Source organism: Legionella navarrensis, assembly GCF_052527415.1.
This window is the reverse complement of the sequence record NZ_JBNVZR010000011.1, coordinates 15,938-30,028: the sequence shown is the minus strand read 5'-3', so window position 1 is coordinate 30,028 and position 14,091 is coordinate 15,938. Positions and strand designations below refer to the sequence as shown.

Here is a 14,091-nt window from a genome sequence, read left to right as displayed (position 1 = left end):
GCGGGGGTAAACCAGGGCGGGAGAAAACTTAAGTCAGCGATTTCCGCAGTTATACCCGTGAACGCAGTCATTGCGAATCAAACGAAGCAATCCACGTCCGGGGCACGGAACCGTGGATTGCCTGTGTTTAACCTAAAACACACCTTCACGGTAGTCATGGCTGTCGAAATGCAGCTTGCCGTCTTTTTCCTTGATGACCACATGCCCACCATTGGCCAGCTTGCCAAACAACAGCTCATCAGCCAGTGGTTTCTTGATGTGTTCCTGAATAAGTCTTGCCATGGGGCGGGCATCCATTGCGCGATCGTATCCATGTTCGATGAGCCAGTCACGGGCAGCCTGTTCTACTTTGAACGTAACGCCTTTGGTAGCAAGCTGTTCTTCCAGCTCCATAATGAATTTATCTACCACCAGACCAATAGTCTCGTTATCCAGTGACGCAAAGTTGATGATAGCATCCAGCCGGTTGCGGAACTCGGGGCTGAACTGGCGTTTGATCACTTCCAGTCCATCAGTGCTGTTGTCCTGAAGCGAGAAACCAATCGAATTACGGGTGATTTCGTTAGCTCCGGCGTTGCTGGTCATGACCAGAATCACATGGCGGAAGTCAGCCTGACGGCCATTGGTATCTGTCAGCGTGCCATGGTCCATGATTTGCAGCAGCAGGTTGAACACGTCAGGGTGCGCTTTCTCAATTTCGTCCAGTAACAGAACCGAATGAGGGCTCTTGGTCACGGCTTCGGTCAACAGACCGCCCTGATCGTAGCCTACATAGCCTGGAGGCGCGCCAATCAAACGGGAAACCGTGTGTTTTTCCATGTATTCTGACATGTCAAAGCGCAAGAGCTCGATACCCAGAACATTGGCCAATTGACGTGTAACCTCTGTTTTACCCACGCCCGTCGGGCCGGCAAAGAGGAAGCAGCCCACCGGTTTCTGTGATTCACGCAGACCGGAGCGAGCCAGTTTGATGGCCGATGACAGGGCCGTAATGGCGGTGTCCTGTCCATACACCAGCAGTTTCAGATCGCGCTCCAGGTTACGCAGGGTATCCTTGTCACGGGCTGAGACTTTCTTGAGTGGAATACGGGCAATCTTAGCCACCACGTTCTCAATTTCGCTGACGCTGATGATTTTACGTCGCTTGTTGGCCGTCAACAGATTCTGATACGCTCCGGCTTCGTCCACCACGTCGATGGCCTTATCAGGCAGGAAGCGATCGTTAATATACTTGGCTGACAGCTCCGCTGCTGCACGAAGAGCCGCGATGGAGAATTTAACCCCATGATGCTCTTCCAGTTTGCTGCGCAGGCCTTTAAGGATTTCAAAGGTTTCGTCAATCGAAGGCTCGGAAATATCAATTTTTTGAAAACGGCGAGCCAGAGCCCGGTCTTTTTCAAAGATGCCACGGTATTCCTGATAGGTTGTGGAGCCGATGCATTTCAACTCACCATTGGCCAGCAGAGGTTTTATCAGGTTTGAGGCGTCCATTACGCCACCAGACGCTGCTCCCGCCCCGATAATGGTATGAATTTCGTCAATAAACAGCACCGCGCCTTCCTGCTGTCCCAGTTGCTTCAGCACGGCTTTCAGGCGTTTTTCAAAGTCACCACGGTATTTTGTGCCAGCGAGCAGGGCGCCTAAGTCCAGTGAGTACACCACGCAGCTGCGGATGGCGTCCGGGACCTCGCCATCTACGATGCGCTTGGCCAGACCTTCAGCAATGGCGGTTTTGCCCACGCCGGCTTCACCGACGAGCAGCGGGTTGTTTTTACGGCGACGGCAGAGGACCTGAACCGTACGTTGAATTTCTTCGTGTCGGCCAATCAGGGGATCTATCTTCCCAAGTTTTGCCCGTTTGTTTAGATTTGTGCAGTAACTTTCCAGCGGCGACTCATTGCCTTCACCTGACATGGTGTCTTCGTCCATGGGCGAATTCATGTTGTCGTTGTTGTCGTTGTTATGGTACTTGGATACGCCATGCGAAATATAGTTGATCACATCAAGACGAGTGATATTCTCGCGGCGTAAAAAGTAAACGGCCTGACTTTCCTGTTCGCTGAAAATCGCTGCCAGCACGTTTGCACCGGTTACCTCGGTTTTTCCAGCAGACTGCACGTGAAATACAGCACGCTGCAAGACACGTTGAAAGCCCAGCGTGGGTTGCGTTTCGCGGTCCAGTACACCATCAGGAATGCGTGGTGTGGTTTCATCAATGAACTCAATCAGATCCCTGCGCAAGGAGTCCACGTTGGCATCACATGCCTGAAGAACATTTCCTGCTGCCGGATTATCGAGCAAAGACAGCAGCAAGTGCTCAACAGTCATAAATTCATGACGTTTCTCTTTGGCTTCCTTAAAGGCAAGATTTAAGGTGAATTCAAGTTCTTTGTTTAACATTATCGCTGCTCCTCTTCACCCACCTGCAATTACTCCGGTTCGGTTGTACATAACAACGCATGCTCATGACATCTGGAATAGTCATTGACCTGAGCAATCTTCGTTTCTGCCACGTCCTTTGTGTATACACCGCAGATTCCTCGACCAACAACATGAACCTGCAACATAACCTGTGTAGCCAACTCTTCACTCAAAGCAAAAAAACGTTTCAGCACATCCACCACAAAGTCCATGGGTGTATAGTCATCATTCAACATAACAACTTTGTATTTTTTCGGTACGTCGACAGCAGGCTGTGTCTTTGCCACCGCTGTTTTATCCGTTACGTACTCTTCTAAAAACCGGCCACTCATTTTCATATGTCCTTTACTAATTTTATAGACTTACAACAAAGATTTGGCCAGTAAAAAATGATTTTATTCATGAAAAAATCCATCGCTGTCGTAATGGAAACCATCATGCCTGGATAAGTTTCATATGGAGAGTGTTGTCACCCTCCATTAACGGCCTTTTTACATGTGCTGGATCATGGCATCGGCGAACCCAGAACTGCTGACGCAGGTAGCGCCTTCCATCATGCGTTCAAAATCATAGGTCACGGTTTTTGCTTCAATGGCAGCCGACATGGACTTGATAATCAGATCAGCAGCCTCTGTCCAGCCCATGTGCCTCAGCATCATTTCAGCTGATAAAATCAGCGAGCCTGGGTTGACTTTGTTTTGACCGGCGTATTTGGGTGCTGTGCCATGTGTCGCTTCAAACACGGCTATCCTGTCGCTCAGATTGGCGCCAGGCGCGATACCAATACCGCCAACCTGTGCGGCCAGCGCGTCAGAAATGTAGTCGCCGTTCAGGTTCAGGGTGGCGATGACGCTGTAATCTTCCGGGCGGAGCAGAATCTGCTGCAGGAAGGCATCAGCAATCATGTCCTTGATGATAATCATTTTGCCGGTTTTTGGATTTTTCAGCTGCATCCACGGGCCGCCATCGTAAAGTTCGGCACCGAAATGCTCCCGGGCGGTCTGATAGCCCCAGTCTTTGAAAGCGCCTTCGGTAAATTTCATGATGTTACCCTTGTGCACCAGGGTGACCGAGTCGCGGTTATTGTCAATCGCGTATTGGATGGCCGCTTTAATAAGACGCGTGGTGCCTTCTTTGGAAACCGGCTTGATGCCAATACCACAGTGTTCAGGGAAGCGGATTTTGGTTACATCCATATCGTGACGCAGGAAATCAATGATTTTTTTCGCTTCTGGAGAATCGGCCTGCCATTCAATACCGGCGTAAATGTCTTCGGAGTTTTCGCGGAAGATGACCATGTTCGTTTTCCAGGGCTCTTTCAGCGGGCTGGGCGTGCCAGTGAAGTAGCGGATTGGTCTCTGGCAGGTGTACAGATCCAGTTCCTGACGAATCGCAACGTTCAGTGAGCGGATGCCTCCGCCTACCGGCGTAGTCAGTGGGCCTTTGATGGAAACCACGAAGTCTCTCATCGCCTGCAGCGTCTCCTTGGGCAGCCATTGGCCCTGACCATACACCTGCGTGGCTTTTTCGCCCGCGTATATTTCCATCCAGGCAATTTTTCTGCTGTCGCCATAGGCTTTGGCTACGGCGGCATCCACAACTTTAATCATGGGCGGAGTTACGTCAACACCAATACCGTCGCCTTCGATAAAAGGTATAATCGGAAAATCCGGTACGTTAAGTGATAAGTCAGATGCAACTGTAATGGCCTGTCCGTGCGAGGGCTTTTTAATTTTTTCGAAAGTCATCGTAATCCCCGATTTTGATAAAGAAGAATATCATAGCATGGCGAAAGTCGGATTCCCAAGCAGCTTGTAAGAGAAGAGGATTTTCATGATACTTGTCGTCTTTTTTAATTATATGCAGGATTTATTCATGCCGGCTATTTTGCTTTTTAACAAACCGTTTGGCGTTGTCAGTCAGTTTACTGGTGAGCAGCACGAATCGACTCTGGCCGACTATATCAAAAAGCCTGGTTTTTACGCGGCGGGGCGCCTCGATAAAAACAGCGAAGGGCTCCTGCTGCTGACAGACGACGGACGCCTGCAGCAGCGCCTGAGCCATCCGGACTTTGGCAAGGAGAAATACTATTGGGTTCAGGTAGAGGGCGTACCGAAAGAAGACGATCTGCTGCCGTTACGGGCGGGCTTACGGCTGGGTGCCATCCAGTACCTGCCGGCCCGGGTGCGACTGATTGACGAACCGGATTTATGGCCACGAACGCCGCCCGTGCGTTTTCGCAAATCAATTCCTACGTCCTGGCTGGAAATTGTCCTGAACGAGGGTAAAAACCATCAGGTACGAAAAATGACGGCTGCCATTGGATTTCCTACCCTGCGCCTCGTCAGGCATCGTATTGCTGACTGGTCCCTTGATGGTTTGATGCCTGGTGATAGTCGTTTGCTGACATGCTGAGAGTACGAGAATGAAAACAATAGATCTGCGCAGTGACACAGTAACCAGACCCAGTAGCGGCATGTATCATGCCATGATCAATGCCAGGCTTGGGGATGATGTGGCGGGGGAGGATCCCAGTGTGAATCATCTGGAGGCCATGACAGCGGAACTTGCTGGCATGGAAGCCGCAGTTTTTGCTCCCAGTGGTACTCAGTCGAATCTAATGGGCATCATGGCGCATTGTGAGCGCGGAGACGAATACATTGTCGGTCAAATGGCTCATACCTATCGCTGGGAGGGCGGTGGGGCGGCTGTGTTAGGCAGTATCCAGCCTCAGCCTCTCGATTTTGAGGAGGATGGAACCCTGGCCCTGGATAAGGTAGCCCAGGTCATCAAGCCCATCGATGATCATTTTGCCCGCAGCCGACTGCTTTGTCTGGAAAACACCACCCAGGGGCGTGTACTTCCCCTGTCATATCTGCGGGATATGCAGAAATTCTGTCGTGAGAAGGGGCTTGCCTGTCATCTGGATGGTGCTCGTGTTTTTAACGCGGCTGTGAAGCTTAAGGTAGATTTACGCAGCATCAGTCAGTATGTGGACTCCATATCCATTTGTCTTTCCAAAGGCCTGGGTGCGCCGGTGGGGTCATTGTTATGTGGCAGTAAGGAGCTGATACAGAAAGCAAGACGCTGGCGCAAGGTTCTGGGCGGCGGCATGCGTCAGGCAGGTCTGCTGGCAGCTGCTGGAGCCTATGCGCTTGAACATCAAGTGGCACGTTTGCAGGATGATCACGATAACGCCGCCATACTTGCTTCCGGACTGGCCGGGATTGATGCATTCGAAGTCGATCAACGGGCTTTGCAGACGAATATATTGTTTATCAGCCAGCCAGACAATTACGCCGGGTTATACCAGCATTTGTTACAGCGTGGCATCGCGTTCCCCAAACAGGCCAACAGCCAGAACAGGCTGCGTCTGGTGACGCATCTCGACGTCAATCGACAGGACATACAGCGGGTTGTTGACGAGGTCAAGGCGTATTATGCTCTCAACAGGAGCGCATCATGATCCGTATGTGTTTATTGTTTTTGATTCTGTCAGGAGCTGCTGTTGCGGCGGATTGGCCGCAGACTCTGTCTGTTGAGGTAAACACGCTCGGTACACCGGTAAGCGAAGAGCGACTGCCTTTGCCTTACGATGTACTCCTGACCCGGCCCCTGATGACGCAGGCACTGGAAGCGTATTATCAGCGCAAGGCTCTGATAGAGGTTTTGTATTCCAGACTGAACCCGGCCGATAATACCTGGTCCCGGGTCATTCTTATGTATATGGATCGTAACAAAGCAAGAAATCAGCCGGAGCTGGCGCGCAAAAAAAACGAGCATATGATCGTGGAACTGGCTTTTATCAGAATATATTTTAATGAGCTGCCGCAGGCCTTGATTAACGAAGTCAAGAACAGCAACACTCCTTTTGGTGCCTTGCTCGTTAAGTACCATATCGACGTGATGAGTCAGGACAGGCAGTATTTTTTCCTCCCCTGCAGTCAGGAGCTGTCTGAACGTATGCCCTGTGCTGTTTCAGATAAACTGTTTGGGCGCCGCAATACTCTGGTAAAAAAAGACAGCAGAAAAACCGTAGCCAACGTACTTGAGATTTTATCTGCTGCAAGGCCCGCGAACTGAGTCTGCGCAGGCCGCGATCCATTCTGACTTTTCCGCTCCCTCACGGTCACGGTTCCGGGGGCGGGAGTCCGTTTATGAATCAGCCCGTTGTTCTGGGATTGTCACAGCCCGTGCGCGGTTGTGACGGTTTCCTCTTTTTCCCGCATGCGCCGTGTGGGTGGTCGTCGATCCAGCGGCATAAACCGGGTTTTGGTGTGAAAGTGGACTGGCGCTGGTTTGTCGGCCACTTCATCATCATCGGGCACGAAAGACAGGCCCGCTGCGCGCAGCATTTCCTGTTCCATCGTTTTGGCCCGCACCCAGGACAGAACCTGACCCACACCCATCGCCCAGGATTTGGGAACCGGGTGATCCCGGAAATATTGATCCAGCTCGCCGCGTCGCCAGTGTTCATAGTAATCGCGGTGTTTTTCTTCTGTATTTACCAGACAAAAATGCAGCATGATGTCTTCGCGGGTTGGGCGCGTCCAGTAGTTTTGCCCGGAACTTGGATTTACCTTATCAATGTATCGATGCAACACCTTGAGAAAACTGTCACTGGCCGGCATGGCCAGTAAGTCGTAAATCGACTGTCGATTCGTACTCATATTTTCCTCCTCGATTAGATTCATCCTTTCAGTGTAGACCGCAAATCAGATAAATTCCTGGTAATTAACGCCCCCTTTTGTGCTATAATTTAACATATAGATAGCTGATGGAGCGATTAATGACTATAGAATCACTCAGTACCGAGGATGAAGCTGAGCCGGAAAAAACGCAGGGCATTGAAGGTGCGCTGCGTGAGCTGTCTAAAAAAGGAGCCAGTGATACGATTGACATGTATCAGCACATGCGCGGTATTTCCGCCTTGAACGCCTGCCTGCGGGCGATTGAGGAAGAGCTGGCCGCACAGCGGATTGATGATACAAAAAAAGTCAAACTGGAAGCAATCGCTTTCGAAATGACGCTGAATGGCTTCGGGAAAAAAAATACAGTCTGCTGTGATGATGAATACTGGAACAGGGTTGTGTCTGGGCTGGGTGATGCATTTGAGCCTCATTTCAGGCTGTTGGGTCGCCTGGCGGGTCTGCTCAGCGGAACGGCTACGGACACTGCCGATGATCGTTTTGATCCACAAGTCTGGATACCTTTCTGATACCACACCAGGCTCCAGTCAGGCTGCATTTTTCTCTGAACGCTCACCCGGGCTGGCGGGTATAGCTGCCGGGGATGAGGAAGGGGCAGAGATAGTAAGAGACTGGCTAAGCAGGTCCGTCGCCGCGAATTTCAGTTTGTTTTATCATATTGTCCGTCATCTGAAAAAACCATGTTTAGCCATTCAGATGCTTGATAAACGCATTCTTGACTCGCAGGGTAACCTTTTGATTCCTGATGAGTTTTTTGAAATGAGAGAGAGCAGGTCGTCTCAGAAGCGTGATTTGGAGCAGATTACCGGCGAAGCGGATGAATCGGATCGAAACAAAAGGCATTGCAATCAGGCTGGGAAGTCGTTATAAACACGGAAACAGTACTACCACAACCAGAATGGTATTCAATCAATGAACGACATCGATATTCTGAATGTTTTTATCGAGTATTATCAGCATCTTATAGAGTCAATGCTTTCTCTGTGCATGCACTGTTCCTCCGGTGCCGTGGGACAAGCGTTCATTAAGTGTATTTACGCAACCGTTTTCATGGGGTACTTCGTTATACCTTACATCGTTTTAGCTGGAGGCATCACCCTGGCATGCTGCCTGGCCAGTCAGCATGCAACTGAACCTGAAGCTGAACCTGAACCGAACGATAATCTGATCGTAAATAATATGTGCCAGTTCGTGCCACAATCCTATAGCGCAAATGAGGAGTCGCTGCTCGTTAAAGCCGAACGCTTCGAAGCGCCTGGCTGGGCTCTGGACGCCTGCCTTAGCCTGATGATTCGGCCCAAACTGACCTTAACCAGAGGCGTAGAGGGAGCATCTGATGCGTTTGATGTTCAGGGCCATAGCTACGATGAAAAAAATATGCGGCTCATGCTTGCCCGGTTCGCCGGCCGTTGTCTGCTGACCACACGAAAATTAGTGGGTGAAATCGATAATACACCGCTGAGAAAAGCCATTCTTGACTGGATTAAAATGCAACTCCTCCGGCAGAAGGCTCAGAGCATCGAGTTTTTCAGTCAGGTGGATGTAAGGTTAAACAGGTTTTTTAGCTGGGCGACCAGTGAAATCAGCAGCGAACGAATGCAAAATCCCTGTATGGCGCTGCGTAACGGGCAATGGGTGTCAATTGATGAACGTGAAGCACAGGAGCATGAGCTTCCTTATGTTTTAAACAGCAACCTGAAAGAGGCAATAGAGTATTTTTTCCCATCCCGGCAGTTGGAAGAATCGTTGACCCTTTCTTTTTCCGGTGTCAGATGAGGTTTGGATTAGTGCCCTGGCAAAGGCTGGAGCGTCAAAAATCCTGATATGCCGTAGGTTGGGCCTTGGCCCAACATGGAATGGGCACTCAGGCTAATTGTTGGGCCAAGGCCCAACCTACGGCAACGTCCACCCTGTCCCAGGATTTAATCATAACGGCTGATTAGTCCTGATCCTGACAGCTTTTGAAATGAGCGGCTATTTTATCTTTCATTGCCTGCATTTTACTTTGCATAGTCGCTTTTTGTTCTGGAGTGAGGATGGCCATAATCTGGTTTTTCGCCATCAGTTTCGCCTTCATGGCATCAGCGATCAGTTTGGCTTTTTGATCAACCAGACCATTCAAGGCATTGGCATCCATTTTGTCTGAATTAACCTGAGCATCGATTTGTTTATCCAGCGCATCCATTTGAGTACCCATGGTCATCATGCCTGATTTAAGCTGATCCATAATGGGTTTCAGTTTGGCTTTTTGAGCATCATCAAGGTTAAGACCCGCCATGATTTTCTGCATGCCCTCACCACAGCCCCAATGATTAGCTAATATGTTTTGACTGAAGAGCAGCGAGCTGACCAAAGCAATTGTCCATAGTATTTTTTTGTACATGATATATTCCCTTTGTTTGTTGTTTGAGCCAGATGAGTATAGTACATATTTCAGAAAGTGCCTGAACCATCCAAATCTGATCATCGGCATCAGTTTTTAACCTGGCGGCTGTAATCTGCCTCGTTTGTAAACTCCTCGTCCTGACTGCTTCTCCTTTCCTGCCTCGTTTCGTTAAGAAGATCGCGAATCATACCCGTTGATACCCGGCCATCCATTTCCTCCCGCAGTGCGCGCAGTCTGGGTATGGCCTCGTCATATTGTTTTGTTCTCAGCGTTTCAAAAATATCAGGCAGGGCAGATTTCATTTTTTCCAGATTTTTTGAACCGGCACGATAACGGGAAAAAAACTGCGCCTCAATCCGCGACTGATAGGTGTGGCGGCTCCCCAGTGTTAACTCCAGCAATCTGTTATGTCTGCTGCTCGACTCCACCCCGCCTCCCACAGATTGATTTAAAACCGCCCTTGGCAAATACTGCACCAGCGTCTGGATGGCGTGAGAGTCCAGTATCCCTCTGTCACAGCGAAACACAAACGATCGGCCGTAGTATTTTTGCAGCGGCAGATCGCTGACCGCATCCGAAGACAGTCGATAGTTAATAAACTGCGTCAGTAATTCCGGGCGATGCTCAAACACGAGACTGTGCCTGGTGTTGATGGGAGCCGTGTTAAAGGTTCGAACATGAATCAGCGGACGTTTTTGCAGGTCTGCGTCTGTGTTATAGGCTTTAGCTGCCACGTACTGGGCCAGATGGCCGCCCAGAGAATGACCCGTCAGAACGATTTCCCGATCGGGATGTTCCCTGCGCACGGCCTCATAAAACTCGAAGGCGGCATTACGAAAATCCGTTTCAACCACGCCCAGCGTTCCCAGTCTGGCATCGGAAACCAGGTCACTGCGGGTGTTGGTGCCGCGAAATGAAATGATGATGGGACTTGTTCTGTCCTGAGGTTCGAGGCACAGGGCCGCCAGAGGTGTCTGGCCCTGGCCGCCGGCACTTTCAGGCGCAATCGAGCGAGTAATTGCATAACCGTGTTTTGCGAGCCCCGTCAGGGTGCGGTGATGCCGGGGACTGCCGGTAAGGTCAACAAGGTTATTCTCTCGCAGCATATAAGCGGTCTGACAGGCCATCGTGAGCAGACCGATGGTACAGCGTGAACAGCGTTCGGGTTCATTTGAACTCATGGTGTATCCCCCCTCCGTTGCCTATGCCTGCTGAGTATAGATAATAAAATGTATAATTGCATAACATAATGCTCTACTTATGTGCACAAGGGGGTGTTTTTTGCAAAATATCGCCATTCAATCTATGATTTATGACTTCGCTGACAATAAGGATATTAAAATGATTCCAGTTAAAGGCTACGCCGCATTTGATCCAAAAACGCCTTTGGCGCCGTTTGCTTTTGAACGACGAGAGGTTGGAAATGATGATGTGTTGATAGACATTCATTACTGCGGTATCTGCCATAGTGATATTCATCAGGCCCGCGATGAATGGGGCGGTTCCATGTTTCCGATGGTTCCCGGTCATGAAATTGTCGGGATCGTCAGCAAGGTTGGTAAAAACGTCACAAAATTCAAAGCAGGCGATCATGTGGGGGTGGGGTGTCTGGTAGATTCCTGCCGCACCTGCGACAGTTGCCAGGAGCATCTGGAACAATATTGTGAAAACGGGGGGAGTTACACCTATAACGGCATGTCACTCGACGGTAAAACCATGAATCAGGGCGGATATTCTACGGCCATCGTGGTGAATGAGGATTTTGTCCTGCGCCTTCCTGATAACCTGCCACTGGACGCTGCGGCTCCCCTATTGTGTGCCGGTATTACCCTGTATTCGCCATTACGACACTGGAAAGCCGGACCAGGTAAAAAAGTCGCCATCCTTGGTCTTGGTGGCCTTGGGCATATCGGCGTTAAAATCGCGCACGCCATGGGAGCGGATGTGACGGTTCTCAGTCACTCTGATAAAAAGAAAGAAGACAGCAGGCGTCTGGGTGCCGATCATTTTTACGCGACCTCGGATCCAGAGACGTTTAAAAAACTGGCCAGTCAGTTTGATTTGATCATCTGCACGGTGTCGGCCGGCATTGACTGGAACGCTTACCTGACTCTGTTAAAACGCGATGGCACCATGGTGGTGCTTGGTGTGCCGGATCAGAACGTTCCAGTTGGTGCCTTTTCCCTGATTGGTGGACGACGCAGTCTTGCCGGTTCTTTGATTGGTGGTTTGAAAGAAACGCAGGAGATGCTTGATTTCTGTGGCAGACACAATATCACATCCGACATTGAGTTAATTTCCATGCCAGACGTGAATAAGGCTTATGAGCGCGTGTTAAAAAGCGATGTTCGTTATCGCTTTGTCATTGATATGGCCTCGTTGAAATAAGCTTATGGTACAAGCCAGCCCCTTCTTCCGGATTCTGGAAGAGGGGGGGCTGGTCTCAGGTCATGGTGACCAGCTCTTCTGCGCTGGTGGGGTGAATAGCGATGGTGTTATCAAAATCCTGTTTGCTGGCTCCCATGCGCACGGCCACGCCAAATCCCTGCAGCATTTCGTCTGCGCCATAACCAATAACATGCAGGCCAACAATCTTTTCCTGTGGACCCTGGGTAACGAGTTTCATCGCCGTTGGCGTTTTTTCCTGACTCAGGGCGTCAAACATGGGATTAAAACGGGTTTTATAGATTCTGATATTATCCTCACCGAACTGAGCAATTGCTTCCTGTTCGCTCAGACCTACGCTGCCGATGGGAGGATGGCTGAAAACCACCGAGCAGACAGATGAGTAGTCGAGGCGGGCTTTTTCCTGCTTACCAAACAGGCGATCACTGAGTTTTCGTCCAGCCGCGATGGCAACGGGGGTTAAGGCTGGTGCGCTGGTGACATCGCCAATGGCATAAATGCCGGGTACCGAGGTATTCTGCCAGGCATCGACCTTGACTAATCCCTTCCTGTCACGAGCCACGTTTATCGCGTCAAGATTCAGGTCGGCGGTGCGTGGTGTTCTGCCGATGGCCAGAATCACGGTATCCAGATCGCGAATAAGGCTGCCATTCTGGCATCGAATGCTTTTTCGACCATCGTTTTGCAGAAGAATCTGACAGGCCTGGTGATCCAGATGTACCTGTATTCCCTGCTGCTGCATGATTTCCAGCAGGGTGTCGCCCAGCATCGCATCAAAGCGGTTTAATGGCCGCTGTCCACGCAGAAGTATATGCGTTTCCGCCCCAAGGCTGTGCAATACGCCGGCCAGCTCTACGCCTATGTAGCCACTGCCAATTACCGCCACCTTGTCTGGCCGCTGTGAAAGCTGAAAGAAACCATCTGAATTGATGCAATGTTCAGCTCCGGGCATATCGGTGGCCTTGTCTGGCTCCCCTCCCGTGGCGATGATGATGTGCTTCGCCTGGTACTGTTTTCCTGCCACCTCAATGGTGTGGGCATCAACAAATACCCCTTTTCCTGCCAGGTGGGTAATGTTGTTGTCGCTGAAGCGCCGGGCGTAGAGGCTGCGCAGGTTGTCGACGTATGCGTTTCTCTTTTGCACCAGCGTTTTCCAGTCGAGATGAATGCTGACCGGGTCAAAACCATAGTCGGATGATTTACGCAGCATATCGGCGATAAACGATGCGTTATACATCACCTTTTTAGGGACGCAACCCTGGTTAACGCAGGTGCCGCCTAAATGACTCACTTCAGCTACCGCCACCCTGGCGCCATAACGCGCAGCCCGAACCGCACTGGCAATTCCGCCGCTGCCACCGCCCAAAACAATCAAATCAAAATCCATGAGTCAGTCATCCGTATGAGTATAGAAAACAATCCCTTTGTCCCTGATATGTTCAAGAAGCGCCGGGTTATCAATTTTGCTTTTCAAAATCAAGTCAAATTTCCAGGGTAACAACAAATCATCAATTTCATTTTCAATTCGCAGAAGCTGCGTTAAATCAAGTGATTGAGATTCAATACACAGGTCAATATCTGAGCCGGTTCGAAAATTACCCATTGCTCGAGAACCAAACAACAAAACCCGCTCGATTTGAGGATATGTTGCGAACAGCGCCTGCAGTTTGTCTATTACAGCCTTATTCAGTCCATAGTTCATAGGTTATCATCAAAAAAAGCTTGCATGTGTCCAGCAAAATCGGTGAAAAGCGGAAAATACAGATTAATTATTTTTTCAACGATTTCGTCAGCTATCAGTTGATTATAAGTGTGTGATGTCTGATTACGGCTTTTTATCATTTCCATCCATCCTTCACCATCGGTAATCAGACCTTTGGCAAACGACTCTCTGGCCGCATCACGGGAGCCGGTTATATCAGGATTGCCCTGGTAAGAAAAGTAGTCTTTCATTACATTCCACGCCAGCTCATGCGTAAATTCAAATACCTGTATCAGCCCTTGCTTTTCAAGGGCTGATAACTCACGTTGTCTGGATAACAGAACAGCCGATTCCAGTTGGCTGAGGGCATTTTTATAATTATTAAAACGCTGCATCCATCGAATATCAGTCGACATGAACAATCCTCGAAATCAATAAAATTGTGGATAGATTATGTCATAAGCGGG

At 49.9% G+C, this 14,091-nt stretch carries 16 protein-coding genes; 7 read left to right on the top strand and 9 right to left on the bottom strand.

The annotated features are described in order from the left end of the window. Window positions 1-132 precede the first annotated feature (132 nt). The 3 genes from clpA to icd all read right to left on the bottom strand — a co-directional run bounded on the left by clpA (window position 133) and on the right by icd (window position 4,169). Window positions 133-2,400, bottom strand: coding sequence for an ATP-dependent Clp protease ATP-binding subunit ClpA (gene clpA / locus ACQUTA_RS07950; protein WP_444987700.1), 2,268 nt, complete (start codon window positions 2,398-2,400; stop codon window positions 133-135). 29 nt (window positions 2,401-2,429) lie between these two features. After that, window positions 2,430-2,753 (bottom strand): ATP-dependent Clp protease adapter ClpS, encoded by a 324-nt coding sequence (gene clpS, locus ACQUTA_RS07945; RefSeq protein WP_444987699.1) that lies wholly within the window; start codon window positions 2,751-2,753, stop codon window positions 2,430-2,432. A 159-nt stretch (window positions 2,754-2,912) separates the two neighbouring features. Beyond that, window positions 2,913-4,169, bottom strand: coding sequence for an NADP-dependent isocitrate dehydrogenase (gene icd, locus ACQUTA_RS07940; protein WP_444987698.1), 1,257 nt, complete (start codon window positions 4,167-4,169; stop codon window positions 2,913-2,915). A 127-nt stretch (window positions 4,170-4,296) separates the two neighbouring features. On the opposite strand from icd, the gene ACQUTA_RS07935 reads away from it, so the two are divergent. Genes ACQUTA_RS07935 through ACQUTA_RS07925 form a run of 3 tightly spaced genes read left to right on the top strand, consistent with a single transcriptional unit; the run spans window position 4,297 to window position 6,504 of the window. Then, complete coding sequence (locus ACQUTA_RS07935; protein WP_444987761.1) at window positions 4,297-4,836, top strand: pseudouridine synthase; 540 nt, start codon at window positions 4,297-4,299, stop codon at window positions 4,834-4,836. A 10-nt stretch (window positions 4,837-4,846) separates the two neighbouring features. Then, window positions 4,847-5,887: a low-specificity L-threonine aldolase gene (gene ltaE / locus ACQUTA_RS07930; RefSeq protein WP_444987697.1), complete on the top strand. Its 1,041-nt coding sequence runs from the start codon at window positions 4,847-4,849 to the stop codon at window positions 5,885-5,887. After that, complete coding sequence (locus tag ACQUTA_RS07925; protein ID WP_444987696.1) at window positions 5,884-6,504, top strand: hypothetical protein; 621 nt, start codon at window positions 5,884-5,886, stop codon at window positions 6,502-6,504. The genes ltaE and ACQUTA_RS07925 overlap by 4 nt, the downstream gene beginning before the upstream one ends. A gap of 101 nt (window positions 6,505-6,605) precedes the next feature. On the opposite strand, the gene ACQUTA_RS07920 is transcribed toward ACQUTA_RS07925, so the two are convergent. After that, window positions 6,606-7,091, bottom strand: coding sequence for a hypothetical protein (locus ACQUTA_RS07920; RefSeq protein WP_444987694.1), 486 nt, complete (start codon window positions 7,089-7,091; stop codon window positions 6,606-6,608). Between the two features lie 119 nt (window positions 7,092-7,210). On the opposite strand from ACQUTA_RS07920, the gene ACQUTA_RS07915 reads away from it, so the two are divergent. From ACQUTA_RS07915 to ACQUTA_RS07905, 3 genes are read left to right on the top strand one after another with little or no spacing between them, the layout of a single operon-like run. Next, the gene (locus ACQUTA_RS07915; protein WP_444987693.1) at window positions 7,211-7,639 is read left to right on the top strand and encodes a hypothetical protein; all 429 of its coding nucleotides are present in this window, start codon (window positions 7,211-7,213) and stop codon (window positions 7,637-7,639) included. After that, window positions 7,602-8,000, top strand: a complete 399-nt coding sequence (locus tag ACQUTA_RS07910; RefSeq protein WP_444987692.1) for a hypothetical protein — start codon at window positions 7,602-7,604, stop codon at window positions 7,998-8,000. Before ACQUTA_RS07915 ends, ACQUTA_RS07910 begins: the two co-directional genes overlap by 38 nt. A gap of 42 nt (window positions 8,001-8,042) precedes the next feature. Continuing rightward, window positions 8,043-8,906 carry a hypothetical protein gene (locus ACQUTA_RS07905; RefSeq protein WP_444987691.1) on the top strand — a complete coding sequence of 288 codons (864 nt, stop codon included), beginning with the start codon at window positions 8,043-8,045 and terminating at the stop codon, window positions 8,904-8,906. A 163-nt stretch (window positions 8,907-9,069) separates the two neighbouring features. Here ACQUTA_RS07905 and ACQUTA_RS07900 read toward each other — a convergent pair whose 3' ends face one another. Together ACQUTA_RS07900 and ACQUTA_RS07895 are read right to left on the bottom strand one after the other, a co-directional pair. Continuing rightward, window positions 9,070-9,513, bottom strand: a complete 444-nt coding sequence (locus ACQUTA_RS07900; RefSeq protein ID WP_444987690.1) for a Spy/CpxP family protein refolding chaperone — start codon at window positions 9,511-9,513, stop codon at window positions 9,070-9,072. Window positions 9,514-9,602: 89 nt separating this feature from the next. After that, window positions 9,603-10,697: a Tle-like phospholipase domain-containing protein gene (locus ACQUTA_RS07895; RefSeq protein ID WP_444987689.1), complete on the bottom strand. Its 1,095-nt coding sequence runs from the start codon at window positions 10,695-10,697 to the stop codon at window positions 9,603-9,605. A 160-nt stretch (window positions 10,698-10,857) separates the two neighbouring features. Between ACQUTA_RS07895 and ACQUTA_RS07890 the strand changes: the two genes are divergently transcribed. After that, window positions 10,858-11,904 carry an NAD(P)-dependent alcohol dehydrogenase gene (locus ACQUTA_RS07890; protein WP_444987688.1) on the top strand — a complete coding sequence of 349 codons (1,047 nt, stop codon included), beginning with the start codon at window positions 10,858-10,860 and terminating at the stop codon, window positions 11,902-11,904. Between the two features lie 55 nt (window positions 11,905-11,959). Here ACQUTA_RS07890 and gorA read toward each other — a convergent pair whose 3' ends face one another. From gorA to ACQUTA_RS07875, 3 genes are read right to left on the bottom strand one after another with little or no spacing between them, the layout of a single operon-like run. After that, window positions 11,960-13,309: a glutathione-disulfide reductase gene (gene gorA, locus ACQUTA_RS07885; protein WP_444987687.1), complete on the bottom strand. Its 1,350-nt coding sequence runs from the start codon at window positions 13,307-13,309 to the stop codon at window positions 11,960-11,962. Window positions 13,310-13,312: 3 nt separating this feature from the next. Next, window positions 13,313-13,624: a nucleotidyltransferase family protein gene (locus ACQUTA_RS07880; RefSeq protein WP_444987686.1), complete on the bottom strand. Its 312-nt coding sequence runs from the start codon at window positions 13,622-13,624 to the stop codon at window positions 13,313-13,315. Continuing rightward, window positions 13,621-14,040, bottom strand: a complete 420-nt coding sequence (locus ACQUTA_RS07875) for a nucleotidyltransferase substrate binding protein (RefSeq protein WP_444987685.1) — start codon at window positions 14,038-14,040, stop codon at window positions 13,621-13,623. The genes ACQUTA_RS07880 and ACQUTA_RS07875 overlap by 4 nt, the downstream gene beginning before the upstream one ends. Between the last annotated feature and the right edge of the window lie 51 nt (window positions 14,041-14,091).

Coding starts and splice junctions, on each gene's coding strand:
- ACQUTA_RS07880 (WP_444987686.1), bottom strand. CDS start 13,624: ATGAACTATGGACTGAATAAGGCTGTAATAGACAAACTGCAGGCGCTG.
- ACQUTA_RS07905 (WP_444987691.1), top strand. CDS start 8,043: ATGAACGACATCGATATTCTGAATGTTTTTATCGAGTATTATCAGCAT.
- ACQUTA_RS07875 (WP_444987685.1), bottom strand. CDS start 14,040: ATGTCGACTGATATTCGATGGATGCAGCGTTTTAATAATTATAAAAAT.
- ACQUTA_RS07935 (WP_444987761.1), top strand. CDS start 4,297: ATGCCGGCTATTTTGCTTTTTAACAAACCGTTTGGCGTTGTCAGTCAG.
- ACQUTA_RS07895 (WP_444987689.1), bottom strand. CDS start 10,697: ATGAGTTCAAATGAACCCGAACGCTGTTCACGCTGTACCATCGGTCTG.
- ACQUTA_RS07890 (WP_444987688.1), top strand. CDS start 10,858: ATGATTCCAGTTAAAGGCTACGCCGCATTTGATCCAAAAACGCCTTTG.
- ACQUTA_RS07910 (WP_444987692.1), top strand. CDS start 7,602: ATGATCGTTTTGATCCACAAGTCTGGATACCTTTCTGATACCACACCA.
- ltaE (WP_444987697.1), top strand. CDS start 4,847: ATGAAAACAATAGATCTGCGCAGTGACACAGTAACCAGACCCAGTAGC.
- ACQUTA_RS07920 (WP_444987694.1), bottom strand. CDS start 7,091: ATGAGTACGAATCGACAGTCGATTTACGACTTACTGGCCATGCCGGCC.
- ACQUTA_RS07925 (WP_444987696.1), top strand. CDS start 5,884: ATGATCCGTATGTGTTTATTGTTTTTGATTCTGTCAGGAGCTGCTGTT.
- clpS (WP_444987699.1), bottom strand. CDS start 2,753: ATGAGTGGCCGGTTTTTAGAAGAGTACGTAACGGATAAAACAGCGGTG.
- ACQUTA_RS07900 (WP_444987690.1), bottom strand. CDS start 9,513: ATGTACAAAAAAATACTATGGACAATTGCTTTGGTCAGCTCGCTGCTC.
- icd (WP_444987698.1), bottom strand. CDS start 4,169: ATGACTTTCGAAAAAATTAAAAAGCCCTCGCACGGACAGGCCATTACA.
- ACQUTA_RS07915 (WP_444987693.1), top strand. CDS start 7,211: ATGACTATAGAATCACTCAGTACCGAGGATGAAGCTGAGCCGGAAAAA.
- clpA (WP_444987700.1), bottom strand. CDS start 2,400: ATGTTAAACAAAGAACTTGAATTCACCTTAAATCTTGCCTTTAAGGAA.
- gorA (WP_444987687.1), bottom strand. CDS start 13,309: ATGGATTTTGATTTGATTGTTTTGGGCGGTGGCAGCGGCGGAATTGCC.